Annotated in this window: 23 protein-coding genes; 10 read left to right on the forward strand and 13 right to left on the reverse strand. The window is 37.3% G+C overall.

Features of this window, described 5'->3' with window-relative positions; translation table 11 throughout:
- Positions 1 to 33 precede the first annotated feature (33 nt).
- From ACH63V_RS08225 to ACH63V_RS08240, 4 genes are all read left to right on the forward strand, one after another.
- Positions 34 to 390 (forward strand): hypothetical protein, encoded by a 357-nt coding sequence (locus ACH63V_RS08225; RefSeq protein WP_396463212.1) that lies wholly within the window; start codon positions 34 to 36, stop codon positions 388 to 390.
- Between the two features lie 134 nt (positions 391 to 524).
- The gene (gene mfd, locus ACH63V_RS08230) at positions 525 to 3,986 is read left to right on the forward strand and encodes a transcription-repair coupling factor (RefSeq protein WP_396463213.1); all 3,462 of its coding nucleotides are present in this window, start codon (positions 525 to 527) and stop codon (positions 3,984 to 3,986) included.
- A gap of 201 nt (positions 3,987 to 4,187) precedes the next feature.
- Positions 4,188 to 4,622: an HIT domain-containing protein gene (locus tag ACH63V_RS08235; RefSeq protein ID WP_004701924.1), complete on the forward strand. Its 435-nt coding sequence runs from the start codon at positions 4,188 to 4,190 to the stop codon at positions 4,620 to 4,622.
- Positions 4,623 to 4,674: 52 nt separating this feature from the next.
- A complete protein-coding gene (locus ACH63V_RS08240) occupies positions 4,675 to 6,144 on the forward strand; it encodes an adenylate/guanylate cyclase domain-containing protein (protein WP_396463214.1) in 1,470 nt (489 codons plus the stop codon).
- A 50-nt stretch (positions 6,145 to 6,194) separates the two neighbouring features.
- On the opposite strand, the gene fdx is transcribed toward ACH63V_RS08240, so the two are convergent.
- The 8 genes from fdx to ACH63V_RS08280 form a co-directional block, all read right to left on the reverse strand.
- Positions 6,195 to 6,533: an ISC system 2Fe-2S type ferredoxin gene (gene fdx, locus ACH63V_RS08245; protein WP_002049779.1), complete on the reverse strand. Its 339-nt coding sequence runs from the start codon at positions 6,531 to 6,533 to the stop codon at positions 6,195 to 6,197.
- Between the two features lie 18 nt (positions 6,534 to 6,551).
- On the reverse strand, positions 6,552 to 8,411 hold the full coding sequence (hscA, locus tag ACH63V_RS08250) for a Fe-S protein assembly chaperone HscA (protein ID WP_396463215.1): 1,860 nt from the start codon (positions 8,409 to 8,411) through the stop codon (positions 6,552 to 6,554).
- Positions 8,412 to 8,449: 38 nt separating this feature from the next.
- Positions 8,450 to 8,968 carry a Fe-S protein assembly co-chaperone HscB gene (hscB, locus tag ACH63V_RS08255; protein WP_151793645.1) on the reverse strand — a complete coding sequence of 173 codons (519 nt, stop codon included), beginning with the start codon at positions 8,966 to 8,968 and terminating at the stop codon, positions 8,450 to 8,452.
- Positions 8,969 to 9,053: 85 nt separating this feature from the next.
- Complete coding sequence (gene iscA, locus ACH63V_RS08260; protein WP_002050042.1) at positions 9,054 to 9,374, reverse strand: iron-sulfur cluster assembly protein IscA; 321 nt, start codon at positions 9,372 to 9,374, stop codon at positions 9,054 to 9,056.
- Positions 9,375 to 9,404: 30 nt separating this feature from the next.
- A complete protein-coding gene (gene iscU, locus ACH63V_RS08265; protein WP_002049835.1) occupies positions 9,405 to 9,791 on the reverse strand; it encodes a Fe-S cluster assembly scaffold IscU in 387 nt (128 codons plus the stop codon).
- Between the two features lie 66 nt (positions 9,792 to 9,857).
- On the reverse strand, positions 9,858 to 11,075 hold the full coding sequence (locus ACH63V_RS08270) for an IscS subfamily cysteine desulfurase (RefSeq protein WP_002050229.1): 1,218 nt from the start codon (positions 11,073 to 11,075) through the stop codon (positions 9,858 to 9,860).
- A 1-nt stretch (position 11,076) separates the two neighbouring features.
- Positions 11,077 to 11,550 carry an Rrf2 family transcriptional regulator gene (locus ACH63V_RS08275; protein WP_004701912.1) on the reverse strand — a complete coding sequence of 158 codons (474 nt, stop codon included), beginning with the start codon at positions 11,548 to 11,550 and terminating at the stop codon, positions 11,077 to 11,079.
- 110 nt (positions 11,551 to 11,660) lie between these two features.
- Positions 11,661 to 12,308, reverse strand: a complete 648-nt coding sequence (locus ACH63V_RS08280; protein WP_311087750.1) for a hypothetical protein — start codon at positions 12,306 to 12,308, stop codon at positions 11,661 to 11,663.
- Positions 12,309 to 12,518: 210 nt separating this feature from the next.
- Between ACH63V_RS08280 and ACH63V_RS08285 the strand changes: the two genes are divergently transcribed.
- From ACH63V_RS08285 to ACH63V_RS08295, 3 genes are all read left to right on the forward strand, one after another.
- Positions 12,519 to 12,974 carry a phasin family protein gene (locus ACH63V_RS08285; RefSeq protein ID WP_304400635.1) on the forward strand — a complete coding sequence of 152 codons (456 nt, stop codon included), beginning with the start codon at positions 12,519 to 12,521 and terminating at the stop codon, positions 12,972 to 12,974.
- A 169-nt stretch (positions 12,975 to 13,143) separates the two neighbouring features.
- Positions 13,144 to 13,416: an HU family DNA-binding protein gene (locus ACH63V_RS08290; RefSeq protein ID WP_001043034.1), complete on the forward strand. Its 273-nt coding sequence runs from the start codon at positions 13,144 to 13,146 to the stop codon at positions 13,414 to 13,416.
- A 131-nt stretch (positions 13,417 to 13,547) separates the two neighbouring features.
- Positions 13,548 to 15,413 carry a SurA N-terminal domain-containing protein gene (locus ACH63V_RS08295; protein WP_396463216.1) on the forward strand — a complete coding sequence of 622 codons (1,866 nt, stop codon included), beginning with the start codon at positions 13,548 to 13,550 and terminating at the stop codon, positions 15,411 to 15,413.
- Between the two features lie 39 nt (positions 15,414 to 15,452).
- On the opposite strand, the gene ACH63V_RS08300 is transcribed toward ACH63V_RS08295, so the two are convergent.
- Positions 15,453 to 16,418 (reverse strand): AraC family transcriptional regulator, encoded by a 966-nt coding sequence (locus ACH63V_RS08300; protein WP_396463217.1) that lies wholly within the window; start codon positions 16,416 to 16,418, stop codon positions 15,453 to 15,455.
- A gap of 171 nt (positions 16,419 to 16,589) precedes the next feature.
- On the opposite strand from ACH63V_RS08300, the gene ACH63V_RS08305 reads away from it, so the two are divergent.
- A complete protein-coding gene (locus ACH63V_RS08305) occupies positions 16,590 to 17,813 on the forward strand; it encodes an alkane 1-monooxygenase (RefSeq protein ID WP_396463218.1) in 1,224 nt (407 codons plus the stop codon).
- 115 nt (positions 17,814 to 17,928) lie between these two features.
- Here ACH63V_RS08305 and ACH63V_RS08310 read toward each other — a convergent pair whose 3' ends face one another.
- The 4 genes from ACH63V_RS08310 to ACH63V_RS08325 all read right to left on the reverse strand — a co-directional run bounded on the left by ACH63V_RS08310 (position 17,929) and on the right by ACH63V_RS08325 (position 22,578).
- Positions 17,929 to 19,134 (reverse strand): acyl-CoA dehydrogenase family protein, encoded by a 1,206-nt coding sequence (locus tag ACH63V_RS08310; RefSeq protein ID WP_396463219.1) that lies wholly within the window; start codon positions 19,132 to 19,134, stop codon positions 17,929 to 17,931.
- A 21-nt stretch (positions 19,135 to 19,155) separates the two neighbouring features.
- Entirely contained in the window at positions 19,156 to 20,439 is a 1,284-nt protein-coding gene (locus tag ACH63V_RS08315) for an acyl-CoA dehydrogenase family protein (RefSeq protein WP_396463242.1), read from the reverse strand.
- Between the two features lie 228 nt (positions 20,440 to 20,667).
- Positions 20,668 to 22,041 (reverse strand): AarF/ABC1/UbiB kinase family protein, encoded by a 1,374-nt coding sequence (locus ACH63V_RS08320; RefSeq protein ID WP_288421022.1) that lies wholly within the window; start codon positions 22,039 to 22,041, stop codon positions 20,668 to 20,670.
- 234 nt (positions 22,042 to 22,275) lie between these two features.
- Positions 22,276 to 22,578: a hypothetical protein gene (locus ACH63V_RS08325; RefSeq protein WP_039251345.1), complete on the reverse strand. Its 303-nt coding sequence runs from the start codon at positions 22,576 to 22,578 to the stop codon at positions 22,276 to 22,278.
- Between the two features lie 191 nt (positions 22,579 to 22,769).
- Between ACH63V_RS08325 and ybaK the strand changes: the two genes are divergently transcribed.
- Together ybaK and mtlD are read left to right on the forward strand one after the other, a co-directional pair.
- Positions 22,770 to 23,234: a Cys-tRNA(Pro) deacylase gene (ybaK, locus tag ACH63V_RS08330; RefSeq protein ID WP_396463220.1), complete on the forward strand. Its 465-nt coding sequence runs from the start codon at positions 22,770 to 22,772 to the stop codon at positions 23,232 to 23,234.
- A 430-nt stretch (positions 23,235 to 23,664) separates the two neighbouring features.
- Entirely contained in the window at positions 23,665 to 25,812 is a 2,148-nt protein-coding gene (mtlD, locus tag ACH63V_RS08335; RefSeq protein WP_396463221.1) for a bifunctional mannitol-1-phosphate dehydrogenase/phosphatase, read from the forward strand.
- Positions 25,813 to 25,890 lie beyond the last annotated feature (78 nt).

Below are 25,890 nucleotides of genomic sequence, written 5' to 3' on the forward strand. Positions count from 1 at the left end.
TTATTTATATTGAAACTAATATGATGTGATGAAATGTTTAAAAAGTTAAGCCAGCTTTTTCAAGGCTCGAAAGAGTCACCAGAGCAGCTGTATTTACAAGAGAATCAACTTAGTTTTGATTCTGAGCGTGGTCCAGTAATTAAAAATGTTGTGATTAATGAAAAATGGTCAGAGCATATGGAGTATTTTTCAAATCGAAAATTACAGAACTTTGATGATTTACGTAAGTTATTTCAAATTACGCCACAAATTAATGAAAAAATTGACTTAGAGATTGCAAATCAGCGCTATGTCGAAAGGTTGGGTAATACTCAAGAAAAGTTACTTGAACTTAAAGCAATCATACAAATATTGAACCAATATTATGTGATGTTTCTACGTGATAAATAAGTTCAAACATTTGTTTAAGAACTATAAAAAAGTATTGTAAAGTAGTAGCTTGATTTCAGAAAAATAACTCAATTCAATAAAAACATCATGCTACTATTAACCTCATATCTTTTTAGCTCATAAAAGCCATATACATGTTTCAACAAGAAATCTCTCAATTGAATTTGCAACAGCTCAAGGCCGGTGAAAAGCGTTGGGTGGGGTCATTATTAGGTTCATCAGCCGCTTTATTGCTTAAAGAAATTGCGACTCAGCATTCTTCTTTATTAGTTTTAGTCGCTCGAAATAACCAACATGTTGCACAATTAGAAAGTGAACTTGAGTTTTATGGAGTAAAACCGACAATTTTCCCCGATTGGGAAATCTTGCCTTATGATCGGTTATCTCCGCATCAGGATATTGTCTCGGAACGTCTTGCGATTTTATCGAATATGCCGCAGCAAGGCGTATTACTCATTTCAGCAAGTACTTTGGCTCAACGCGTTGCACCTTATTCATGGGTTTTAGGTAAGCACTTTGACATAAGAGTGGGACAAAAATTTGATTTAGAACAGCAAAAGTTAAGACTGGTTCAGGCTGGCTACCACTTGGTAGATACAGTATATGATCATGGCGAATTTGCGGTACGCGGCAGTATTATGGATATTTTTGCATCTGGGCAAGAAGCTCCTATCCGCATAGACCTATTTGATGATGAAATTGATTCTTTAAAATTCTTTGACCCCGAAACCCAAAGAACAACTACAACGCTAAAAAGTTTTACAGTTTTACCTGCTAAGGAATTTCCATTAAAAGAAGCACGGTCAGTTTTTAGAGATCGTTATTCTGAATTTTTTCCGACAGCAAACCCTAAGAAAAATCCAATTTATCAAGATGTCTTAGATGGCATCGCATCTCCAGGAATTGAGTTTTATTTACCTTTGTTTTTTGATAAAGAACACATGCAATCGCAAAGTATGTTTACAACGTACTTGCCAAAGGATTGCATTGTAATTACAACCAATGATGTTGATAACGATTTAACTAACTTCTGGAAAGAAGTTATGCGTCGTTATGAAGATCGACGTCATAATATTGATCAACCTATTCTTGCTCCTGAAGAGTTATTTATTTCTCCAAATAATTTGCTGAGTGCTTTAAATCAGTTTCCGCGCATGCTTGTGAGTGCAGAAACTATTGAAGAAAAAGCTGGTGCACTTAACCTTAAAACTGAACAACCACCTAAATTACCGGTCGATCCAAAAAAAGAAAAACCATTTGCAGCTGTAAAAAAATATATTGATGAAGCAAACCATCCTGTTCTATTGGTTGCGGAAAGTGCAGGACGCCGAGAAAGTTTAAAAGATGCATTGCGTTCAAGTTTGGGTGAAATTCCGAATGTAGAGAATTTTGAGCAATTCAAAACCAGTCAATTTGCAATTGCGATTACCAATGCACCTTTAGACCGTGGTTTACTTATAACTGATCAATTAACAGTTATTTCAGAAAATCAGCTTTACGAACACCGAGTTGTACAGCGTCGTCGTAAGCGTCAACAAGAAGTTTCGGAAGAGTTTCTAATTCGAAGCTTAACTGAGCTTAGTATAGGTGCTCCTGTTGTACATATTGATCATGGTGTGGGGCGTTATGCTGGCTTAATTACACTTGCTATCGAAGGTCAAGACTATGAGTTCTTGCAACTGGATTATGCTGAAGATGCGAAAGTGTATGTCCCAGTAACAAACTTGCATCTGATTAGCCGTTATAGTGGTGGTGACCCAGATTTAGCACCATTACATAAAATTGGTACTGATGCTTGGAGTAAAGCAAAGCGTAAGGCGTTAGAGCAAATTCATGATGTTGCAGCCGAGCTTTTACATATTCAGGCACGTCGTCAGTCAAAACCCGGCTTTGCTTTTGAATTGGATCAATCGCTTTATATGCAATTTGCGAGCGGCTTTGCGTATGAAGAAACACTTGATCAGGCCAATGCAATTGAAGCCACACTGTATGATATGCAGCAAGCAAAACCAATGGATAGATTGGTGTGTGGTGATGTAGGTTTTGGTAAAACCGAAGTGGCCATGCGTGCAGCGTTTGTTGCAGTGCAAAATGGTAAACAAGTTGCGGTTTTAGTTCCTACCACATTACTTGCCCAACAGCATTATGAGTCTTTTAAAGACCGTTTTGCTGATTGGCCCGTTCGTATTGAAGTGTTGTCACGATTCGGTTCAAACAAAACTCATGTGAAAAATATTGAAGACTTGGCAGATGGTAAAGTCGACATTGTGGTAGGTACACACAAACTATTACAAGAAAATGTTCAGTTTAAAGATTTAGGCTTAATGGTTGTGGACGAAGAACATCGTTTTGGTGTGCGTGACAAAGAGCGAATTAAAGCTTTACGTGCCGATGTTGATATGTTGACTCTTACCGCAACCCCAATTCCTCGTACGCTTAATATGGCCTTTTCTGGTATGCGTGATTTGTCGATCATTGCCACTCCGCCAGCACGTCGTTTAGCAGTAAAAACCTTTGTACAAGAACATACAGATGCTTCAATCAAAGAGGCGATTTTGCGTGAGTTATTACGTGGTGGACAAGTTTACTTCTTACATAATGAAGTAGATACCATTGAGCGAGCGGCTGAAAATATTCGCATGCTTGTGCCCGAAGCACGCGTGGCGGTAGCACATGGACAAATGCGCGAACGTGAACTTGAGCAAGTTATGCAGCAGTTCTACCACAAAGAATATAATGTGCTGGTGTGTTCAACCATTATTGAAACGGGTATTGATGTTCCAAATGCCAATACAATTTTGATTGAGCGTGCAGATAAACTTGGCTTAGCACAATTGCACCAGTTGCGTGGTCGTGTAGGACGTTCGCATCATCAAGCTTATGCTTACTTATTGGTGCCTTCAATCAAACATTTAAAAGGTGATGCTGAAAAACGTCTCGATGCAATTCAACGCGCTTCCACATTAGGTGCAGGCTTTATGCTCGCTACGGAAGATTTAGAAATTCGTGGTGCTGGCGAATTATTGGGTGAGCAACAAAGCGGTTCAATGCAGGCGATCGGATATAGTTTGTATATGGAAATGCTTGAGAAAGCGACCAAAGCAATTCAACAGGGTAAAACACCGAATTTCGATGCACCATTATCGTTAACTGCCGAAATTAACTTACATATTCCTGCACTTATTCCTGATGATTACTTAGGTGATGTTCATCAACGTTTATTATTCTATAAACGCATTAGTAATACAGATACTCAAGAAAAACTGGATAATATCCGCATGGAGCTTATTGACCGCTTTGGTGTCCCACCGCAATCAGTTAAACACTTGTTTAGCGTACATCAGATCCGCTTAAAAGCGGAGCATTTGGGTATTACAAAAATTGATATTAATACTCAAGGCGGCAACATTGAATTTTCACCAGATACTCCTGTTCAGGCTATTAGTATTATTCAACTCATGCAAAAGAACCCGACGTATTATCGTATGGAAGGTGGACAGCGCTTAAAAGTGATGGTGCAGCTTGAAGATTATGAAAAACGAATTCAATTTATCAATGATTTACTACAAAAATTGATGAGCGAATTACATGCCTGAGTTCTGTTTTTTTAATAAGCGGTAGCTGATCGGAACAATTGTTTTGTTGTGATTGGATTTTATGCACTTTTTTATACCTTGAGATATGAATAAGTGCATAAAATCATTGTTATTTGTAAGCAAACGGGCTACTAATAATATTCACATCAAAACTGATGTGATAGTATTAGCCATTATTGTTTATTGTCATTTATAAAAGATATGTTTAGTTTGCATCCACAACTTGCTCAAGATACTTTTTTTGTAGGCGATTTTCCGCTTTCAACATGTCGTTTAATGAATGATATGCAATTTCCTTGGTTGATTTTAGTACCACGCGTACCAGGGATCACGGAATTATACGAATTAAGTCAAGCTGACCAAGAACAGTTTTTACGTGAATCAAGTTGGTTATCTAGCCAGTTAGCTCGCGTTTTTCGTGCTGACAAAATGAATGTTGCAGCTTTGGGTAATATGGTTCCTCAATTACATTTTCACCATGTTGTCCGTTATCAAAATGACGTAGCTTGGCCTAAACCAGTGTGGGGTACACCAGCTGTGCCATACACAAGTGATGTTTTGGCTCACATGCGTCAGACCCTTATGCTTGCTTTACGTGGTCAAGGTGATATGCCTTTTGATTGGCGTATGGATTAAATCAATGTCATGCCACATGTGAGTGTGGCAACATTGAAATGTGGAGGATAGGGTGCAATTAGAGAGGTTTATAGATCGGGAACCTAAGCAGTTTGCATATTTTCATCGTTTGATGGGGTATTCAATTCTGTCATTAATTTTAGTGATCTATGCCTTTACCTCACCAGATACTAATTATCAAATCTATATTCCTCCTTTCTTCCTCTTTTTACTTTTTGTTAGTTCTAAATTAGAGCACTGGTTACAATACCAGTTTGATAAGAAAACCCAAAAAAGTGTTTTCTTTGCGATAGATGCAATTGTGGTGGCGGTTACTCTAGCGGGCGTACATCTCAATCTTGTTCCTACATTTATTGCGCTTTTTGCGTTATTTTACTCAGCAATTAATAGTCGTATTTCGTTTGCAGTGATTTGTTTAACGAGTTTACTTGGTGCGATTATTTTTTATTTAAGCACTTTTTTCCTATTTGGTTTTCATCCATATTTTGAAGCAACAAGCCAAGAATTAACGGTAATTACTTTACTTGGCTTAGTGATGTTTATAACCATTGGAAATTATTACCAACATCGCTGGGTTAAAAAAATTAGTCAGCAACGTCAGCATTATTATGACCAAATGACACGTTATATCGCTTTTGCTAATCAGTTAAGCCGTTATGCACCATTACAGCTATGGCAGTCAATTATGCGTGGTGAGGCTGAAGCAAAAATCGAATATAAACGTAAAAAAATGACCGTATTCTTTTCTGATATTCAGGGTTTTACTGAATTGTCGGAAACCTTAATTCCAGATGACTTAGCTTTCTTGCTTAATGACTATTTAAGTCATATGACTGAAATTGCGAAGCAATACGAGGCGACTGTCGATAAATTTATGGGAGATGCCATTCTCATATTTTTTGGAGATCCAAATTCGCAAGGTGTTGAACAAGATGCTAAATCTTGTGTAGAAATGGCAATTGCGATGCGTCAGCAAATGAAGCTGCTACGCGAACGTTGGAAAAAGATGGGATATTCAGCCTTACATATCCGTATGGGTATTAGTACAGGTTATTGCCACGTTGGGAACTATGGGGCAACACATCGTATGGCCTATACGATTGTAGGTCGTGATGTAAATTTGGCAGCACGTTTACAATATGCTGCTGAAATCGATGAAATACTTATTTCTGATGATACTTATCAACTCATTAAAAGTGATTTTCTATGTGCGCCTAAAACACCAATTTATTTAAAAGGTATTCAAGGTGCAGTAAAAACATGGCAAGTCATGGAAAAATATACAGGGAACAAGTCAGATCATCAGCAATGGTTTGATTATGAATATAAAGGTTTCCATTTAGTATTGAATTTAGAAGAAGTACAGAACTACGAATATCCAGAGTTGGTTGAAGTGCTTGAAAAAATGATTCAACGCATTAAAGTTCAACAAACTTTAATTAATACTCAAGGTGTTGCTCAGCTTAGACTCGAAGATGAGGTTAAGCCAATAAATATTGATCAAGAGCAAGATTCGGTATAAATCATATAAATAAAAAAAGCTGCTTAAGCAGCTTTTTTTACCATTAAATCTTAATGATTTTCTGAAGCATGGTTAATTGTATATTTCGGAATCTCGATTTCAAGATCTTCATCTACAATTTTAACCTGACATGAAAGACGAGAGTCAGGTTCTAATCCCCAAGCACGGTCTAAAAGATCAGCTTCAACATCATTCATTTCTTCTAAGCTATCAAAACCTTTGCGAACAATCACGTGGCAAGTTGTACATGCACAAGACATATCACACGCGTGCTCAATTTTGATACCTTTATTGAGCAGACTTTGGCAAAGATTGGCATTTTGTTCAACCTCAAATTCTGCGCCTTCAGGGCAAATCTGAGCATGAGGAAGTACTTTAATACGTGGCATATTGATCACCTATACCTTTTAGTTTGATTTTGACCAATCGTCGAGCTTCGTGCCCTTTAAGGCATGGTCAATATGTCGATTCATTCGTAATGCTGCAAAAGCGTCACTATGTACTTTAAGCTGTTGAACAGCTTGCTCAATCGCTTGGATATCACTACCTTCAAGTTGAGCTTTTAATGATTCTTTTGCAGAATTGAGTTCTGCAAGCTGCGTTTCATCAAGTAAATCTGCATCTACTTTTAATGCTTGCTCTAGAGCTTCAAGTTCACGTTCTGCTTCAACTTTAGTTTCCTTTAAATGACGAAGATTTTTGTCTTCTTCAGCATGTTGGAAACCTTCAATTAATAAGCGTTCTGTATCTGCTTCAGATAAACCATAAGATGGTTTGATATCGATATGAGCTTGTACACCAGAAGTTGCTTCACGAGCAGAAACGGTGAGTAAGCCATCGGCATCAACTTGGAAAGTGACTTCAATACGTGCTTGACCTGCAGTCATTGGCGGAATGCCATGGAGTACAAATCTACCTAACGAGCGGCAATGTTCAACTAAATCACGTTCACCTTGAACCACATGAATTAACATGGCAGTTTGACCATCTTGGTAGGTCGTGAACTCTTGACGACGTGCAACAGGAATAGCTGTATTACGAGAGATGAGACGTTCAACCAGGCCACCCATTGTCTCTAAACCAAGAGAAAGAGGAGTTACGTCTAGAAGAAGTGAGCCATCTTGGCTATTACCAATTAACTGGTTTGCTGTAATTGAAGCACCGATTGCCACAACTTCATCTGGGTTGATTGTGCAGAGAGGTTCTTGGTCAAAAACTTCACGTACAGCTTTTTGAACTGCATAAGAGCGGGTAGAACCACCTACTAAAACTACATTTTGAATGTCACCTAACTCGAGCTTTGCATCACGCAGTACACGCTTACAAACACTGATCGTTTTATCTAATGCAACTTGAATAATGCTTTCAAATGTAGGTCGATCTAGAGTAAGAGTTGCATCAAGCAGTTTTAATTCAACAGCATCATGAGTCGATAATTGCTCTTTAGCTTGACGTGCTGCAACTATAAACACGGCATAGTCTTCATTACTTAATACATCAATATTAAGCTGTTTTTTTGCCCATTTTACAATTAGACGGTCTAAGTCATCACCACCTAAAGCTGTATGACCGCCAGTCGCTAAAACTTCAAATACGCCTTGTGAAAAACGTAGGATTGATACATCAAAAGTACCACCGCCCAAATCGTAAATTACATAATTACGGTCGGTCTCTAAATTACTTTCTTGATCTAATCCATAAGCGACAGCAGCAGCTGTAGGTTCATTTAATAAACGTAATACGTTTAAACCAGCAAGTTGAGCTGCATCGCGAGTTGCTTGACGCTGAGCTTCATCAAAATAAGCAGGAACGGTAATTACAGCACCATTAACAGGATTTTGTAAGCTGTCTTCAGCACGATCTTTTAATTGTTTTAAAATTTCAGCTGAAATTTCTACTGGTGTTTTGCGCCCAGCACGTGTTTCAAAAGCAGGCATTTCATTTTCTGAGCCTACTAATTCATAAGGATGCTGAAACTTAATATCTGCTTTTGAGCGACCCATAAATCGTTTAACAGATACAATTGTATTTTTGGGATCTGCAATAATAAATGGTTTGGCTTCTTCACCATAATGAGTTGTATTTTCCCCATAATGAACGATAGAAGGAAGTAATCTTCTATTTTGGACATCATTGAGTACTTTAGGTTTGCCTGATAACACTGTCGCAACTAATGAGTGTGTTGTTCCTAGGTCAATACCAATCGCAATGCGATGTTGGTGTGGGGCACTGGATTGACCCGGTTCAGCAATTTGCAAAAGTGCCATGAGTTAAATCCCTTGAAAATAAAGTAGAGAAAGCAAAATTAAAAATCATCGTCTAAATCAAAGCTGTCTTCTTCATCTAACAGTTGATCTTCTGCTTTATCAATATCGTTTAAAACACGTTGAAAGAAACGCAACTTACGTACGGTATCACGTGCTTCAGCCCAATCTTCTTCGCTGTAATCAATTTTGAATTCACGAACTAAGCCATCAATCCATTGTTGTACTTCTAATCTTAAAGTACGTAAATGTTCAGGTGTTGTGGCTTCATCAAGTTGTTCACGAAGTTCTAATGCAGATTGTAGAAATTCAAAATCACTAATAGATTGGTCAAGATGATGATCTTGCTTTTTAAGTGCTAAAAGGTAGGCAGCACGACTATCAACTTGTGAAAGCGTTTTAAAAGCTTGATTGATTTCACTTGATTTGATCAATGCTTGATCTTTATCTGCGGCTTTATCTGGATGATATTGTTGTTGCAAACTCAAGAAATTTGATTTTAAGCTTGCCAAATCGATATCGAGTGCCACAGGTAAATTGAACAACTCAAAATGATTCATTAGAAATGGGGTCCACGTTAATTAAATACATTAAAACAGTGCTTTTGAAAGACACTGTTTTAATGAGAAAAAGGAAAGGAGAGGGTTAAACAGTGAAAGACTCACCACAACCACATTCACCCTTTTTATTAGGATTGTTAAATTCGAACCCTTCATTAAGGCCATTTTTAACATAGTCCATTTCTAAGCCTTCTAAGTAAACTAAGCTTTTAGGATCTACAAAAACCTTAACGCCGAATTGTTCGAAAACTTGATCATGCTCATCGATATCGTCTACAAATTCGAGAACATAAGCCAACCCAGAACAACCAGAAGTTTTCACACCAACGCGAATGCCTTCACCCTTACCTCGGTTTTTAAGGTAATTGCTAATATGAGTCGCAGCATTTTCAGTTAAATGAATCATGAAAACTCCAACGTTTATAATGGTAACAAATTAAGCTTTTGACTTTTTACTACGATAATCTTCAATCGCAGCTTTAATTGCATCTTCAGCTAAAACAGAACAGTGAACTTTTACTGGTGGAAGAGCTAACTCAGTTGCAATATCAATGTTTTTGATTGCTTGAGCTTCATCAAGAGTTTTGCCTTTTAACCATTCAGTTACAAGGGAACTTGATGCGATTGCAGAACCACAACCGTAAGTTTTAAAGCGTGCTTCTTCGATTACGCCACTGTCATTTACTTGAATCTGTAAACGCATCACGTCGCCACATGCAGGTGCACCCACCATACCTGTACCAACATTTTCAGAGTTTTTATCTAAAACACCAACATTACGTGGATTTTCGTAATGATCAATTACCTTTTCGCTATAAGCCATTTCGCTTCTCCAAACCTCGGGGTCAGCCTAATATTAATATGAGGGTTAAAACACTAATTTCAATAATTAGTGTTCTGCCCATTCAACTGTAGAAAGATCGATACCTTCTTTGTACATGTCCCAAAGCGGAGAAAGTTCACGTAATTTCTCAACAGCGGCTTTGGTAATTGTAAGCACGTGGTCAATGTCTTCTTCAGTGGTATATTTACCAAAACTAAAGCGAATTGAGCTATGTGCTAGCTCATCAGATAAACCTAATGCGCGAAGAACATATGAAGGCTCTAAAGTTGCAGAAGTACAAGCTGAACCACTTGATACAGCAGCATCTTTAAGCGACATCATTAAAGATTCACCTTCAACAAAGTTAAAGCTGACATTTAAATAGTTAGCAACGTTTTGAGTAGGGTGGCCATTTAGGAACACTTGTTCAAGGTCTTGTAAACCGTTCCAAAGTTTGTCACGAAGTTTACGAATACGCTCTTGTTCTGCATGCATTGTTTTGCCTGCAATTTCAAAAGCTTCACCCATACCAACGATTTGGTGAGTTGCCAAAGTACCAGAACGCATACCGCGCTCATGACCACCACCATGAATTTGTGCTTTTAAGCGAACACGTGGACTACGACGTACATATAATGCGCCGATACCTTTTGGACCATAAATTTTATGAGCAGAGAAACTCATAAGATCAATTTTCATAGTAGATAAGTCGATATCAACTTTACCAGCTGCTTGCGCTGCATCTACATGGAAAAATGTTTTGTTGGCACGTGTTAATTCACCAATCGCCGCTACATCTGTAACTGTACCAATTTCATTGTTTACCATCATAAGGGAAACAAGAATAGTATCTGGGCGAAGGGCAGCCTTAACCATCTCAGGAGTAATTAAACCTGTTTGTGGCTCTGGCTCTAGGTAAGTAATTTCAAAACCTTGTTCTTCTAATTCACGACAAGGATCTAGAACGGCTTTATGTTCAATTTTACTTGTAATGATGTGTTTGCCTTTAGATGCATAGAATTGAGCTACACCTTTAAGAGCAAGGTTGTCTGATTCAGTTGCACCAGAAGTCCAAACGATTTCACGTGGATCGGCTTTAATTAAATTTGCGACTTGCTCACGTGCATATTCAACTTTTTCTTCTGCTTGCCAGCCGTAAGCGTGGGAACGAGATGCAGCATTACCAAAGGTACCGTCGAAAGTTAAACACTCCATCATACGTTCTGCAACTTGCGGATCTACTGGAGTGGTTGCTGCGTAATCAAGATAAATTGGACGTTTCATATCAAATACCTGTACCCGATAAAAGAGCTGAATCTATGCCAGTCACATTTTGGCGTAGTGCAACAGTTTGAACGTTGTCTCGGCTAATGAGGTCGGCAAGTGTGATTTTGGCTAAATAGTCGGCAATATGATGAGAGAGTTCTTGCCATAAATCGTGAGTAAGACACATTGCACCATTTTGGCAGTTGCCTTTGTGGTCACAACGTGTTGCGTCAACAGTTTCATTTACAGCTTCAATGATTTCTAACACAGTAATTTCATCAGCGTTTCGAGCCAAATGGTAACCACCATTTGCACCGCGAACACTAGAAACTAACCCATGACGCTTAAGTTTTGCGAACAACTGCTCTAAATAAGCAACTGAAATAGATTGACGTGCGGCAATTTCGGCGAGCGTGATCGTTTGTTCAGTTGGCTGCAAAGCTAAATCAAGTAGAGCAGTCACTGCGTAGCGACCGCGAGTTGTAAGGCGCATGATTCGATACACATGTTAAGACTAGATAATAGGATTTTATGAATCCCGACTAAAATAGTCAAGTTTTTTTATTTTTAATTCAAGTGTAGGATCAAGATAGAAAAAATAAGTTAGGCCACCCACAAATTATATATGAAATAAGCAATAAATATTAGGCTAATTATACCAAAGCACAAGTTAATATTGCGTTGGCGCTGTTGTAAGCGTGCAATTCGATTTTGATATTGTTTAATTTCGACATGCAACGAATTTATCTCTGAACGTTGTTGATCGATTTTTTCAAGTAAAGGTGCAATTCTTTTACGTGAAGCTAGGGCTTCGGCTTCATCATCTGGTGTGTTGAACCATTGTTTCCAATCTGCAAGAAGCTTAGGTAAAGTGAGATGTGAGATTAAATCGATAAGTTCTTTTTTAGTTTCTGCATCACCATCAATTCGCATGTTGTTTAAACTGCGTTGGTTTGAGAAAGCAAAAATTTTGATAAGATCGATGAGTGTACTATTGATTTCTAGATCAATACGACGGTCATATGAATGAATATCAAATAACAGTCCTTTTTCCGTAAATTGCACATAAAAGTCAAAAAATGGCAAATAGCTATTAATACGGATTGTTATTTTGTTGGCGATAAACTTTTTCGCTTGCAAGCGAAGAACACCATCGTGGGTGAGAATAAATGAGAAAAAAGTTTCTAAAATAATTAGAACAATATTCAGCAACAGACGTGGATGTTTTTGTCTTTGTTGCGTTTCACTCATAAAAGTTTATCCTTAAATATTAGAGATTAATTGAGAGAATGAGACATCCTATCTCAAACTTAACACAATGTCCTGTTAAATATATTTACATGACATGATTGTTTTGTAGAACAGTTTCATAAATGTATCAAGTCTTGACTTTGTTATTATAAGAATATTTTGTGGTTAAATAAGACTTCGTCTGTCTCATCCGATCAGGAGCTTAGATCAATGGATAATGCAAATATAGAAACACAAGCAGAAGATCAAGGAGAAAAAAATAAATTAAAATCAAAAAGTTCTAGGAAGTCTGCATTAGATTTTAGGAAGTATACCAAACAAATCTGGTTAGCGGGTTTAGGTGCTTTTTCTCGTGCAGAAGAAGAAGGCAATAAACTATTTGACTCTCTAGTCAAAGTAGGTGAAGAGCTCGAGTCTAAAACTGGTGATTTAGCCGATACAACTGTTGGTAAAGTAACCGAAAAAGCGAAAGAGTCAGTGTCTGATACAAAAGACAAGGTCGAAAAAATTTTAGATACGAGTGTAAACCACTCTTTAAATCGAATTGGTTTGGTTACTCCTAAGGACTTGCAGCACATTGAACAACTCCTAGTTCAACTGCATATAAAGGTAGATGCTTTAATTGAAGAAAATCAGAAATTGAAGGCAAAATTGAATGAAAAGTAAAAAAATGTAGGGATTTAGCAAATATATAACAGTTTTTTAGCATTTATTTTTGCTAAAAGCTCTGCTCTAGTATTGCGTTTTCCCCCAAAGCATTGCTATAAAGGCGTCATGGCCTTTTAAACTATAGCCTTGGACCTTAAACAAACGATATTAAGAGGATGTTTTATTCATGAATAAATCAGAATTAATCGATGCAATTGCTGAAAAAGGGGGAGTATCTAAGACTGATGCAGGCAAGGCACTCGATGCGACAATTGCGTCAATTACTGAAGCACTTAAAAAAGGTGATACAGTAACTTTAGTTGGTTTTGGTACTTTCAGTGTTAAAGAACGTGCTGCACGTACTGGTCGTAACCCTAAAACTGGCGAAGAGCTTCAAATTAAAGCAACAAAAGTACCTAGCTTTAAAGCTGGTAAAGGTCTTAAAGATTCAGTTGCTTAATCTTTTAAGATGATTAAACGCGCCGATATAGGCGCGTTTTTTATTAAATATCTGAATTGACCAATATTGCTCATTCATTCATTGTGGTTTTTCAGTTAAAATTCTCCTCGAAATAAAATATTGGAATACTTATGGAATCGTTTCGTACAGTCATTAAGGGTTGGCTCGGCAAAGTCCTTTTAATTTTGTTTTTGACCCCTTTAGCGCTTGTAGGTATTAATGGATATTTTAATAGGGGAAACAAGGCAGATGTCGCAAAAACTGTAAATGGACAGGACATATCAAAAAAAGACCTTGAAACTTTAACGCAAAGGTATAAAGAACAATATTTAGCTGCTGTAAAGGGTGATGAAAGTTTATTGAATTTACCGGTAATTCAAGCAAAAGCACTTGATATATTGGTATCTCGTAATTTACTTATTCAGCAAGCTGAAAAACTGGGTATTTCTTTGAGCGATGCTCAAATCGAGCAAATGTTAGCTCAGCAGCCAAGTTTGCAAGAAAATGGCCAGTTTTCACAAAAATTATATGAAAATTATTTGCGTTCGATTGGTATGACAAGCCAAGCTTTAATTGCGAGCTTGCGTCAAGATCACGCTTTAAAAATGTTGACTTCAACTTTTTCAGATTATTCTTTAGTAAGTAAAGTTGATTTAATGCAAATTGCCAATTTGCAAACTGAACAACGTACATTACATTTGGCTAGCATTAAGTTAGACACTTATAAAACTGGTTTAACAGCATCTAATAAAGAAGCTACTGACTACTACAACAAACATCAAAATGAGTTTAAACAGCCTGCTTCTGTTGATGTGGATTATGTTGTTTTATCTCCGTCTTTAATGGCGAAGCCTGCACCAGCAACAGATGCTGAGCTTAAACAAGCTTATGCGAAGTTTGTAGAAACTCAGCAAAAAGATGCTAAACGTGTAGTGAAGCATATTCTTATTACGACAGATGCTCGTGATGATGCAGCAGCTCAAAAGCTCGCTAAAGATGTATACGCAAAAATTCAAGGCGGTCTTTCATTTGCTCAAGCAGCAGCTCAGTTCTCAGAAGATCCAACTTCAAAAGCGAAAGGCGGTTTAGTTGAAGCTTATGCACCTGGCGTTTTCTCTGATGCATTTGATAAAACTGTTTTAAGTTTGAAAAATGGTCAAGTTTCACAGCCAGTAAAAACACAATATGGCTATCATATTATTGAAGCAGAAACCCCAGCGACTCAAATTCCTTCATTTGAAGCTGAGAAGGCGCGTTTAACTGCTGAAGTTGAAAAGAATAAAGTTGCTACCGTTTATTCAGATACTGTAAATAGTTTGAATGAAACAATTGTTGGTAATGACTCTTTAGATGCAGTTGTACAGCAAGTTAAAGGTACTAAAATTGAATCATTAAATGGTGTAACTTTAGCGACTCAAAATCCACAACTAAGTGATCCAAACGTAAAAATTAAATTGTTTAATGATGATGTGAAAAATGGCGATCGTAATGCTTCATCAAATATTCAATTAGCGAATGGTGATACAGTCTGGATTAAAGTACGTGATTATCATGCTGCTGGTGTTAAACCAATTGCTCAAGCGATGAATGAAGCGAAAGCTAAAGTGATCGATGAAAAAGCACGTAAAGCAGCTCAAGCTAAAATTGCAACAATGTTGACTGAATTCAAAACTCAGCCAGCTGAACAAGTTATTGCGAAAAATAAGGTACCTTTTGAATCTGCTGGTGTCTTTACTCGTTCACAAGGCTTGAAACGTGCAATTGAGCGTGCAGCATTTAGTGTTCCTACGCCAAAACCTGGTATGTGGTCTGTTACAACAGCGAACTTACCAAATGAGTTAGTCGTTGTTGCTGTTTCTAATGTAAATTCAGCTGCCGTAAACGCTATGCCAGCCGACCAGTTAAAGCAATTACAACAGCTTTATCGCCAATCTCGCGGTCAGCAAATACTCGAAGATTACAGTGAATACTTAAAGTCACACGCTAAAATTAAATAAAACTTATGTAATAAAAAAAGCGCTTCGGCGCTTTTTTTATTATTGATCTAGATTACTGCCAATATAGTTTTGTCTATATTGTTTAGGCGATAAATCAAATACTCTTTTAAATGCCTGACTAAATGCTGTTTCTGACGAATAGCCCACTTTATTTGAAATTTGTTGAATTGATAAATTACTTGTACGCAGATATTGGCTTGCTAAACGAAAGCGATAATGCTGTAAATAAGTAAGGGGAGGTTCCCCAATAATACTATTAAAAAGATTGGCAAACTTAGAACGTGACATGCAGCATTGTTCAGCTAATGATTCAACAGTCCAGCTTGCTTCAGGTTGGCTATGAATTGCAGATAGAGCATTACTTAACTCAGGATGAGTTAATGCTCCTAACCAGTTTTGTTGGTCAGACATTTGTTGAATATGATCTCGAATACATTCAATTAAAAGAATACTAACTAAGTGATCAATAATTTTGTCATGACCAGGTTGAATTTTCTGTGTTTCGACCGCTAGAAAATAAAGTCCTATTTGCAACCATTCAGGTGGAGTTGTTTGGTTTTCATGTTGAATATGCATAATAGAGGGTAATGCATTAATAAGTGGCCCAGCCATATACGTATCAACTTGACAGCGTAGGCAGAGCAATAATGTATTTTCAGATGCTGATGAACCTAGTTCAATTGGATCGTGACGATGCCCATTAAATAACGGAGTAATATCGACAGGATCTACAAGTTTACTCGCAGTAGCTTTTGAGTCTGTAGCATGGTGAGCTTTTCCAGAGGGTATTAAAATAATATCTCCAGCTCTTGCTGTTATTTTTTCTGAAGCATTTATGTGAATATATACAGAACCCGTTAAAACAATATAAGCAAGTAAAGCAGATTGATCTTGTGTTTTAAAGGCCCATTCACCTTGTGCTTTTATATAGATATATTCAGACTTATTTAAGTGGATATCATCAAAAAATTTACTTAGTGCATCCATATTTACGTGATCAATCATTATTTTAATAAAATTATAGTGAGCTATAAGAATAGATCAACATGTGTTTTTAGGACAAAAAAGTGGAAGAAAATGCCAAAGACTTTGAAATAGGTTTTTTGGACGGTTACAACTGTTAAGCAAATGGTATTTCTTTAACTATATAGATATATAGAAAAAGGAAATATGACTATGAATGCACCAGTAAATGTTCAGCAAGAACTTATGCCAGTGCCAGCGTCTATGCGTGAGATAGATCGTAAGCGCTATTTATGGATGATTAGTCCGGCTCTACCTGTAATTGGTTTAGGTATTTTAGCTGGTTACCATTTTGGTCCACGCCCATTAAAGAAAGTATTTGCTTTAGGTGGCCCACTTTTATTACACGTTGTGATTCCTGCAATTGATACGATCATTGGTAAAGATGCACGTAATCCAACCGATGAAGAAATTAAACTTCTAGAAAAAGATCCGTATTATTCACGTTTGGTGAAGAGCTTTATTCCATTACAATATGCAGCAAATGTTTATGCATGTTATTTAACAAGCCGTAAAACTACTTCATTTATTGATAAAATTTTGCTTGGTATTTCAATGGGTGCAATTAATGGTATTGCAATTAATACAGCCCATGAATTAAGCCATAAACATGATCGTATCGACCATATTTTATCTCATCTTGCTTTAGTACCTACTGGTTATAACCATTTCCGTATTGAGCATCCATATGGTCACCATAAACGTGCGGCAACGCCTGAAGACCCAGCATCTTCACGTATGGGTGAAACATTCTATGAATTTTGGCCACGTACAGTGATTGGTTCTTTCAAGTCAGCAATTGAAATTGAGAAAAACCGTTTAAAACGTAAAGGTAAAGAGTTCTGGTCACTCGATAACGAATTGCTGCAAGGCTGGGGTATGAGTGCTGCTTTCCATGCTTCTATGGTCGGCATTTTTGGTAAAGGCACAATTCCTTATTTGGCAACACAAGCATTTTACGGTGTTAGTCTATTCGAAATTATTAACTACATTGAGCATTATGGTTTATTGCGCCAGAAAAAAGAAAATGGTCAATATGAACGTACAATGCCAGAGCATAGCTGGAATAATAACAATGTAGTGACAAACTTGTTCTTATATCAGTTACAACGTCACTCAGATCACCATGCTTATCCAACTCGTCCATTCCAGGCACTGCGTCATTTTGATGAAGCACCTGAGTTACCAAGTGGTTATGCAAGTATGTTGCTACCCGCATTGATTCCTTCACTGTGGTTTAAAATGATGGACAAGCGTGTATTTGATCACTACAAAGGTGATTTAAATAAAGCAAATATTTCACCAAAACGTCGTGCAAAAATCTTTAAAAAATTCGGTGTAGTTGATAAGTCATTAGAAGTTACACCAGCTAAATAAATAAAAAATATATTCCTGAAATACCAAACCCTCTAATCAGGTGATTAGAGGGTTTTTATTTTGTAGATTGAGTAGTGCTAAACAGCAAGGGAATTTAAACTCCCTTGCAATGCTCTTATTTTAATTCACTTGAAGACTTACCAAGCTCACGTCGAGCAATAATAAGTTGCTGGATTTGTTGAGTACCTTCAAAAATATCGAGAATTTTTGAGTCACGTGCCCATTTTTCAAGTAATTCATCCTCGTTATAGCCAACACTTGCTGCCAACTCGACACATTTTAAAGTGATTTCATTACCTATACGGCCTGCTTTTGCTTTGGCGATGGAAGCTTCTTTTGAGTTTGGTTTTTTGTTGTCGGCCATCCATGTTGCTTTCAACATAAGTAACCGTGCCGCTTCCCATTCGGCCTCCATACGGTAAATTTGTGCCGCAAGATTGGACGTTTGTAAATATGGAGTTGAGTAATCTGGATCTAACTGGTCTTTAAAAATTTCTTTAATACGTTCTAAAGAAGCCTTTGCACAGCCAATCGCCATAGCAGCGACCAGTGGGCGTGTATTATCAAAAGTTTCCATTACACCTGCGAAACCTTTAGCAACATCGACTTCGGCATTACCTAAGAGATTTTCAGCTGGCACACGGCAGTCAGTAAAACTAATAACTGCTGTATCAGAAGCTTTAATTCCCAATTTGTGTTCAAGGCGCTCAACCTTCATTCCAGGTGTGCCTTTAGGTACGACAAATGACTTGATTGCTGCACGTCCAAGTTTTCGGTCGAGGGTAGCCCATACGACCACAGAGTCTGCACGTTCACCAGAGGTTACGAAAATCTTTTCACCATTTAAAATATAGTCATTGCCATCTTTAGTTGCTGTAGTGCGGATAGCAGCAGAGTCTGAACCACAGCCGGGTTCAGTAATGGCCATAGCAGCCCATGTACCTTTAAAACGTTCTAGTTGCTCATCATTTGCAACTGCAGCAATTGCAGAATTCCCTAAACCTTGACGTGGCATGCTGAGCAATAAACCCGTATCGCCATAACACATTTCAATGATGCCTAGCGCTGTTGACATGTTAGTGCCATTACGGACACCTTCATTATCAGTTTCACCACGTTTACCTGCACCAGCTGCGCCTGCATTAATTCCTTCACCACCTTCATTCATACCATCAATGAGTGAAGCGAGCATATCGAGTTCTTTTGGATAAGCATGTTCTGCTTTATCGTATTTTCGGGAAATAGGGCGTAATACATTGATCGCAACATCATGTGCCTGATCAATCATCATTTTGAATTTTTTTGGATTTTGTAAATTCATGGAAATATCCTCTGATTGATCTTAAGCATGTAAGCCAGAATGTAAAATTGCGGTTGCACGTAAATCACGATACCAACGTTCAACTGGGTGCTCTTTTGTAAAACCATGACCTCCCAAAATTTGTACGCCATCTGTTCCTATTTTCATGGATTTTTCTGCGCAAAGAAGTCGAGCTAAATATGCTTCACGATGGAAAGGTTTACCTGCTTCGGCAAGACTTGCGGCATTTAGAATCAGCATACGCATAGCATCAATTTCAATAGCCATATCTGCAATCATGAATGCGACACTTTGACGATGTGAAATTGGTTCTCCGAAAGCAGTTCGCTCATTGGCATATTTAATACAGTAGGCTTTTACAGCTTCACAGGTTCCTACAGCCATTGCACACCACATTAAGTTGCCTAAATCTAAAAAGGCGGTGTAATCAAAATCTGTTGCACCTAGTCGTAGAGCAGGTGTATGGCTGAATTTTAAAGTAGCTGTCTCTGTTGCTTTGAGGCCCATTGCTGGAGTGTTCTTAATGGAAATGGTGTCACCCACTTGCACTACAAATACATCCAGCTTGCCATTAAAGTCAGCACTCACCAAGAACACATCAGCCAGGTCACCTAAAATGACTAAAGTTTTTTCACCATCTATAAAATATTGATCATTTTCAAGAGAAGCTTTGGTTTTTAAAACATAAGGGTTAAATGCTGGAGTTGCCTCTTGTACTGCAAAGGTTGCGGTAATGTCTGAGTCTTCAGCAAAGCAAGGCAGATACATTGACTGAACCTCAGTCGAACCCCAACGTGTAATGGCATTAATAACGCTAAATGTACTGAGTAATCCCGCTGTAAGACTAAAATCACCTTCAGCTAATTTTTCAGCGATGAGTAAGTTACTGACAATATTTTGTTCAGCAGCTACGCCACCTAGTGCTTCTGGTAGGGCGTAATAATTTAGCCCTAAATCTTCAACATATTGCCAAAGGCTTTCTGGAAATTGAGCTGCCTGATCAGCATCATGAGCTAATCCTAGTAAAACTTCTTGAGCAAATTGAGACATTGCTTCAGAAGTCATTTGTTGTTCTTCAGTCAGGCTTAAATCAAATAGGTTTTTCTTCTGTTGAGGTAGGCGTTGTTGTGAAATTTGTTTTGGTTTAAATGCTTTTTGAGTTTGGCTTAGTGCTCTGAAGCCAGCTTTTGAACCTTGATAAAGAGACTTTTCAAGAAATTTACGTAGTTTGAGTTGATCAAGTACATCGCTTCCAGCTAGTTTTGTGATCAGCGATAAACCCAACCCTTGGGCTTTATTGATCATATTTGTCATGATTATGGTGTCCTAACACATTGTTATTGTTTTATGCTGACACGCTATATAAGAAAAAACTATGTCGTTACTGACATTCAAAAAATGAGTAGATAAATGGTAAGAGTAAAATAAACTTGATTTTATGTATTTGATTTTATAAATGAAAATTAATTTTTAAAAAGAATCATTTTGTTTGGATTGACTAGAATGACATAGAGCCATTCTAGTCTTGATAAATTAAGCAAAGTTACGAATCATACGACGTACATTTGTTTTGGCATCAATAACAGTCATAAATGTATATGCACCAATAAACTTACGGCTAATAAACATAAATTCTTTTGGAGGAACTGAGAAATAGCGCGAAGCCATTGATTTGCTTGCTTGTTGCATAACACGACTATGTAACTGGCTTTTTTTCCAGTCATAACGTTCATGTTCATCCATCAGGCCAGCTGGCATATCTGGATTATTTGCAGGGGTACTGAATGCTTCGGTCGCAAGTAAAAAGACATCGGCCATGCCGGGTTTAATACTTTCAGGCATCGCATCGAAAAACTCATATCCAGTCATTGCTTGGACCATCGCATGTTTATCATGCTGATAACCCGCTTGTATGAGATTGCGCGCAACTGAGAGTAAGTGTTCATCGAACTGACGGATCGCACCAAAGTCTAATAGTACAATTTTGTCCTGAACATCTTGGCCATTACCTAAACGAACAAGGTAGTTACCAAAGTTAGGGTCAGTTTGCATTTCACCCCATTCAAAAATTTCACGAACTGCAATCTCTAATGATGCTTCACCAAGTTGATTACGACGTTCTTGTGGAAGAGAGAGCATTACCGGACTATTAATAGGTACGCCGCGTTCAAACGTCATACATAAGACTTGATCGGTACAATATTCATCTACAATTGTAGGAACAATATAACGCTCATCATCTTTCAAGCGCTCACCAAAGCGGCGAGTGGTTGCTGCTTCTACATCATAATTAACTTCACGATGCATCATTTCACGTACTTCATCAAACCACTGATCAAACTCACGGGTTTGTGGCACCATACGTGTAAGCTTAAGCATGTTTTTAAATAGACTCATGTCTGAGTCGATTGCACTTGCCACGCCAGGATATTGAATTTTTAAAACTAACTCTAAGCCATCTGATTTGCGAATAGCGCGATGAACTTGTGCAAGAGACGCTGTACCAATAGGTTCATGATCAATCGTTAAGTCGTTTAATTTTGAACCGAGTTGTTCTTGTAAATGCGGCTTAATTGCAGGCCAGTCTAAAGCAACGGTTTGGTTGTTTAACGTATTTAATGCCTGAGTAATTTCTTCTGGTAAAAAATGTTCACCATAAAGCGCCATCATTTGGCCAATCTTAACAATAGAACCCTTAAGTTTGCCAATTTCAGAAACAAGATAATTAGCTTGCTCGCTCATTGCCTTTTTACGCTTCTTCTCTTTTTCTTCTTCACTAGAAAAGAGGGTAGAGGCACTCGCAGTAGCCCAACGTGTTCCTGCCAGTAAAGAAGCTTTCGCGATTGATAAGCGTCGATCCATGGAAGAAGTTTTTAAACTCTTAAGCTTATCGTTCTGATTTGACATGAAAATAGAATCCTATGCGCATCATGCAGCCAAACGCTGGTGATCTAAAATTGTAACGAATATTACATGTTTTGAACGTATTAAAATAGTTCCCTCAGACTGAATGGTGAGTTGAAAGTCTCATTTTGTATCTTAATTTTCTGTAAATAGCCTAAGTGGTATAATGAAAATTAAAATACAAGTCTTTCAGAAAGAGAAGCTAGATTAAAAAGCCGTTAGGTATTAACCGCTAACTCACATTTTAAACTGAATTTTTAATTCAGCCTTTTGCATTAAGTGGATACGATTAGCTTGAATATGTTGAATAACCATTTGCTTGACAGAATCATGCATAAAACCAAGTGCATGAGCCTTTACAATGATAATGCTAGGCAATGTATAGAAAAAATACTTAACATCCTCAAAAGTCGCATTATTAAAAATGCCTTGTTCGATTAAGGTCTGCTGTAAAAATTGCTTTTCATTTAATACATGATCTGACGACTCATCCCAAAAACGGTGACGCATTGCCATCAGATTGTTGTGTTTATAACTCATAAATTTGCCAGTTCAGACTTTAAATCTCAGTTAAATATATTGGAGTCATCCACTCAATATCAAGTTCAGATTGTTTTTTGTTCAGTGTCTGTTTGATTTTTCATGTAAATGATGTAAATAGCCTAAGCAAATTTTAAACTTTTCTTTAAAATAAATATAATCAACCTCATTTCATTAAAATCTAAAATCCTATGACACCTGCATGTAGACTGTTAAAAAGTAATAAAATTGAATTTTCTGTTCATGAATATGAACATGATGCAAACGCCAAAAGTTTTGGCTTAGAAGCCGCAGAAAAATTAAACCTTGATGTAAATGAGGTGTTTAAAACACTTCTTGTTACCGATGAAAAAAATTATTTTGTCGCAATCATACCTGTTAATCATCAGCTCAGTTTAAAAAAGGTTGCAACGGCGGTTGGGTGTAAAAAATTGCAGATGGCAAATCCAAAAGATGCCGAACGTTTGACAGGGTACTTGGTGGGGGGAATTAGTCCATTAGGCCAAAAGAAACGTTTGAAAACTGTGATTGATGCATCTGCACAAGAGCTCAGCAAAATTTATGTAAGTGGTGGTAAAAGAGGTTTAGATATTGGTTTAAATCCTAAAGATCTGGCGCAGGTATTAACGGCGCAATTTGTAGATGTACTGGATTAATTAAAAGGAAGGTATTACAAGTTGACATCTTAAATGAAAATGATTATCATTATTATGTATTGTTTGGTTCTACCAGAAAATAACAAGAATTATAAACGCTTCTGGTATTGGTATGCCTGCAAGACATAATAAAAAGAATGCAGGTTTATTTAGCAGTAAATGGACCTAAGAAAAATAAACATTATCAGCGCAATAAAAAGAACAAGCAAAGGTAGCAAGCGAGGATGGCTTGCTACTTTTGTACTTAAATTCAGTTTCAGAATTATTTTCATTATTCAACTTTTTTGAGCTTTTAACTTAGCTCAGTAACAGAGTACTTATATTTTTGATTAAAAAATAACCACTAATGTTTCATTTATTATCGTTATCCCTTTTTAACCATTTTTTTGTATACCCTGAATAAAACATGACCAAAAGAAGAGGTAAAAACGTGCTTATTTTTCATGGAAAACCTGTTCATGGAGCTATCTTTGATATGGATGGGACAATGTTTGATACTGAGCGTTTACGGTTTCAAACATTGCAACAGGCATCTCAAGAACTCATTGGGCAGGAGTTTTCTCACGAATATTTAATGCAATGTTTGGGTTTAAGTGCAACAACGGCGGAAAAGCTTGCACAACGTTTATATGGAGTAGATGTGCCATATAAAGAAATACGAAAAAGAGCCGATGAGATGGAGCTTGAACATATTCGTAAACATGGTGTGCCTATTAAAAAGGGATTAGTTCAAGTTTTAGAACGTTTACGAAAATCGGGTTTAAGAATGGCTGTTGCGACTTCAAGCCGTAGAGCAATTGCCGAAGAATATTTGATTAATGCGAATGTTTATAAGTTTTTTGATGTGATTACTTGTGGAGATGAAGTAGAACAAGGGAAGCCACATCCAGAAATCTTTTTAAAAGCGGCTAGTCAACTTCATTTAGATGCTAACCAGTGTCTTATTTTTGAAGATTCGGAAAATGGTTTAACTTCAGCGCATACATCGAAAGGTCTCACAATTTTATTAAAAGATATTAAAGAACCAAATGATGAAATGCTGGAAAAAGCGCATTTTTATTATGACCAGATGTACGACTTTTTAACTGATCTTGACCAATTTATTCCCGTTATGGATATGCCTGAGATACAGGAACCTTTTCCGCAAAGTCTGAATCAGCTTACTGTTGGAATACATGGTTTCGGTGCTATTGGCGGTGGTTATATAGCGCAGATCTTGTCGCATTGGGATGGTTATACGAAACCAAAACGTATAATTGCGTCAACACGAAATAGTCTTTTCCGCGAAGCTGTAAATGCGTTTGGAGCTTACAGTATTCGTTATGGGCAATTTTCTTATGATGAGCGTATTGAGAATATGACCATTGTTGATTCTGACAATGAACAACACATGTTAGAAATGTATACTCATTCAAGCTTAATTGCACTTTGTTTACCCGAACAAGCCATCGAAGCTGAAGCAAAAATAATTGCAAAAGGGTTATATGCACGTTTTAACTCACCACTTGAAACATGTATAGAACCGCTAACCTTTCTAATTATTTTAAATAAAGTCGGTGCGAAATATTTAGTGATGAAGCATCTGAGAGAAGCTCTACTAGAGTTAACCAACGATGAAGATGTAACGGAGCATATTTTAAAAGAGCATTACTTTTGCGACACCGTAGTTAATCGTATGGTTTCAAAACTTTCTAATCAGAGTTTATATCGTCAGCTCCGTATTAAGCATAATTTTCTTGAACAGCATTTAGAAGATGTGGAGCAAGAAGAACAAACCGAAATTGAAGACTGCAATAAACTGACTCAAGATCAGCAAAATCAGGCTTCTATCTATGTTGATAACATGCGTCGTAATTTCCAGCCGGGGCATATATTACAAAGCATGGATTTAATTCTGTTCCATAGTGAAACCGATATGCCAATATATGTAGAGAAAGGTAGTCCTTTACTTGAAAAGTTGCGTCAGGTGGTATTGGTTGACCAAATTACAGATATTCAACTCATTAAAAACCGTCTATGGAACGGCGTACATGCGATGCTTGCTTGGTATGCATCTTTAATGGGTTATGAATCTATCGGTGTTGCCATGGGCGATCATTCCGTTAAAGCATTTGCAGAGAACTTAATTACAGAAGTGAAGCAAGGGCTTGCAATTGCATTACCTAACTATGCAAAAGATCTGGATCGAATAGCGCAAAGTTTTTTAGACTCATGTGAATATGCATTTAAAGATCCTTGCCAACGCGTAGCTAGAGATCCATTACGCAAACTCAATCATAATGAACGTGTTATGGCATCAATTGAAGTGAATATTCGTCATGATTTGCCTTATAAAAATTTATTAAAAGGTGCTGCTTTAGGTTATGCCTATGCAATTCAATTTTTAGAAATTGAAGAGACTAAAGCGGTTGAACATTTGCAACAGCAAATTCAGACCTTAGACCTGAGTACATCTCAAAGAAGACAACTTGAAGTTGAGTTGGTTCAACTTATTCAATATTTGTTTTCTGAACAAGACAAACAACCCTTGAACATGAGTATTACCAACGCCAAAACTACAGGTACTCAATATGTTTAAATTCGCTTAATAAATTAAGGCTCTACAATTTAAAAGCAAACATGTTTTAATACAGAACTTGAATGATTTTAAATTAAA

Origin of the sequence: Acinetobacter sp. ABJ-A23_2, assembly GCF_044538765.1 — a bacterium.
Lineage (GTDB): Bacteria > Pseudomonadota > Gammaproteobacteria > Pseudomonadales > Moraxellaceae > Acinetobacter > Acinetobacter nosocomialis_A.

Coding starts and splice junctions, on each gene's coding strand:
- ACH63V_RS08285 (WP_304400635.1), top strand. CDS start 12,519: ATGGATAATGCAAATATAGAAACACAAGCAGAAGATCAAGGAGAAAAA.
- ACH63V_RS08270 (WP_002050229.1), bottom strand. CDS start 11,075: ATGAAACGTCCAATTTATCTTGATTACGCAGCAACCACTCCAGTAGAT.
- iscA (WP_002050042.1), bottom strand. CDS start 9,374: ATGATTCATTTAACTGAAAATGCTGCGACTCATATTAGCAATTACCTT.
- ACH63V_RS08305 (WP_396463218.1), top strand. CDS start 16,590: ATGAATGCACCAGTAAATGTTCAGCAAGAACTTATGCCAGTGCCAGCG.
- ybaK (WP_396463220.1), top strand. CDS start 22,770: ATGACACCTGCATGTAGACTGTTAAAAAGTAATAAAATTGAATTTTCT.
- ACH63V_RS08315 (WP_396463242.1), bottom strand. CDS start 20,439: ATGATCAATAAAGCCCAAGGGTTGGGTTTATCGCTGATCACAAAACTA.
- ACH63V_RS08275 (WP_004701912.1), bottom strand. CDS start 11,550: ATGCGCCTTACAACTCGCGGTCGCTACGCAGTGACTGCTCTACTTGAT.
- iscU (WP_002049835.1), bottom strand. CDS start 9,791: ATGGCTTATAGCGAAAAGGTAATTGATCATTACGAAAATCCACGTAAT.
- fdx (WP_002049779.1), bottom strand. CDS start 6,533: ATGCCACGTATTAAAGTACTTCCTCATGCTCAGATTTGCCCTGAAGGC.
- ACH63V_RS08295 (WP_396463216.1), top strand. CDS start 13,548: ATGGAATCGTTTCGTACAGTCATTAAGGGTTGGCTCGGCAAAGTCCTT.
- ACH63V_RS08300 (WP_396463217.1), bottom strand. CDS start 16,418: ATGATTGATCACGTAAATATGGATGCACTAAGTAAATTTTTTGATGAT.
- hscB (WP_151793645.1), bottom strand. CDS start 8,968: ATGAATCATTTTGAGTTGTTCAATTTACCTGTGGCACTCGATATCGAT.
- ACH63V_RS08225 (WP_396463212.1), top strand. CDS start 34: ATGTTTAAAAAGTTAAGCCAGCTTTTTCAAGGCTCGAAAGAGTCACCA.
- ACH63V_RS08280 (WP_311087750.1), bottom strand. CDS start 12,308: ATGAGTGAAACGCAACAAAGACAAAAACATCCACGTCTGTTGCTGAAT.
- hscA (WP_396463215.1), bottom strand. CDS start 8,411: ATGGCACTTTTGCAAATTGCTGAACCGGGTCAATCCAGTGCCCCACAC.
- ACH63V_RS08325 (WP_039251345.1), bottom strand. CDS start 22,578: ATGAGTTATAAACACAACAATCTGATGGCAATGCGTCACCGTTTTTGG.
- ACH63V_RS08310 (WP_396463219.1), bottom strand. CDS start 19,134: ATGAATTTACAAAATCCAAAAAAATTCAAAATGATGATTGATCAGGCA.
- ACH63V_RS08290 (WP_001043034.1), top strand. CDS start 13,144: ATGAATAAATCAGAATTAATCGATGCAATTGCTGAAAAAGGGGGAGTA.
- mfd (WP_396463213.1), top strand. CDS start 525: ATGTTTCAACAAGAAATCTCTCAATTGAATTTGCAACAGCTCAAGGCC.
- ACH63V_RS08320 (WP_288421022.1), bottom strand. CDS start 22,041: ATGTCAAATCAGAACGATAAGCTTAAGAGTTTAAAAACTTCTTCCATG.
- ACH63V_RS08235 (WP_004701924.1), top strand. CDS start 4,188: ATGTTTAGTTTGCATCCACAACTTGCTCAAGATACTTTTTTTGTAGGC.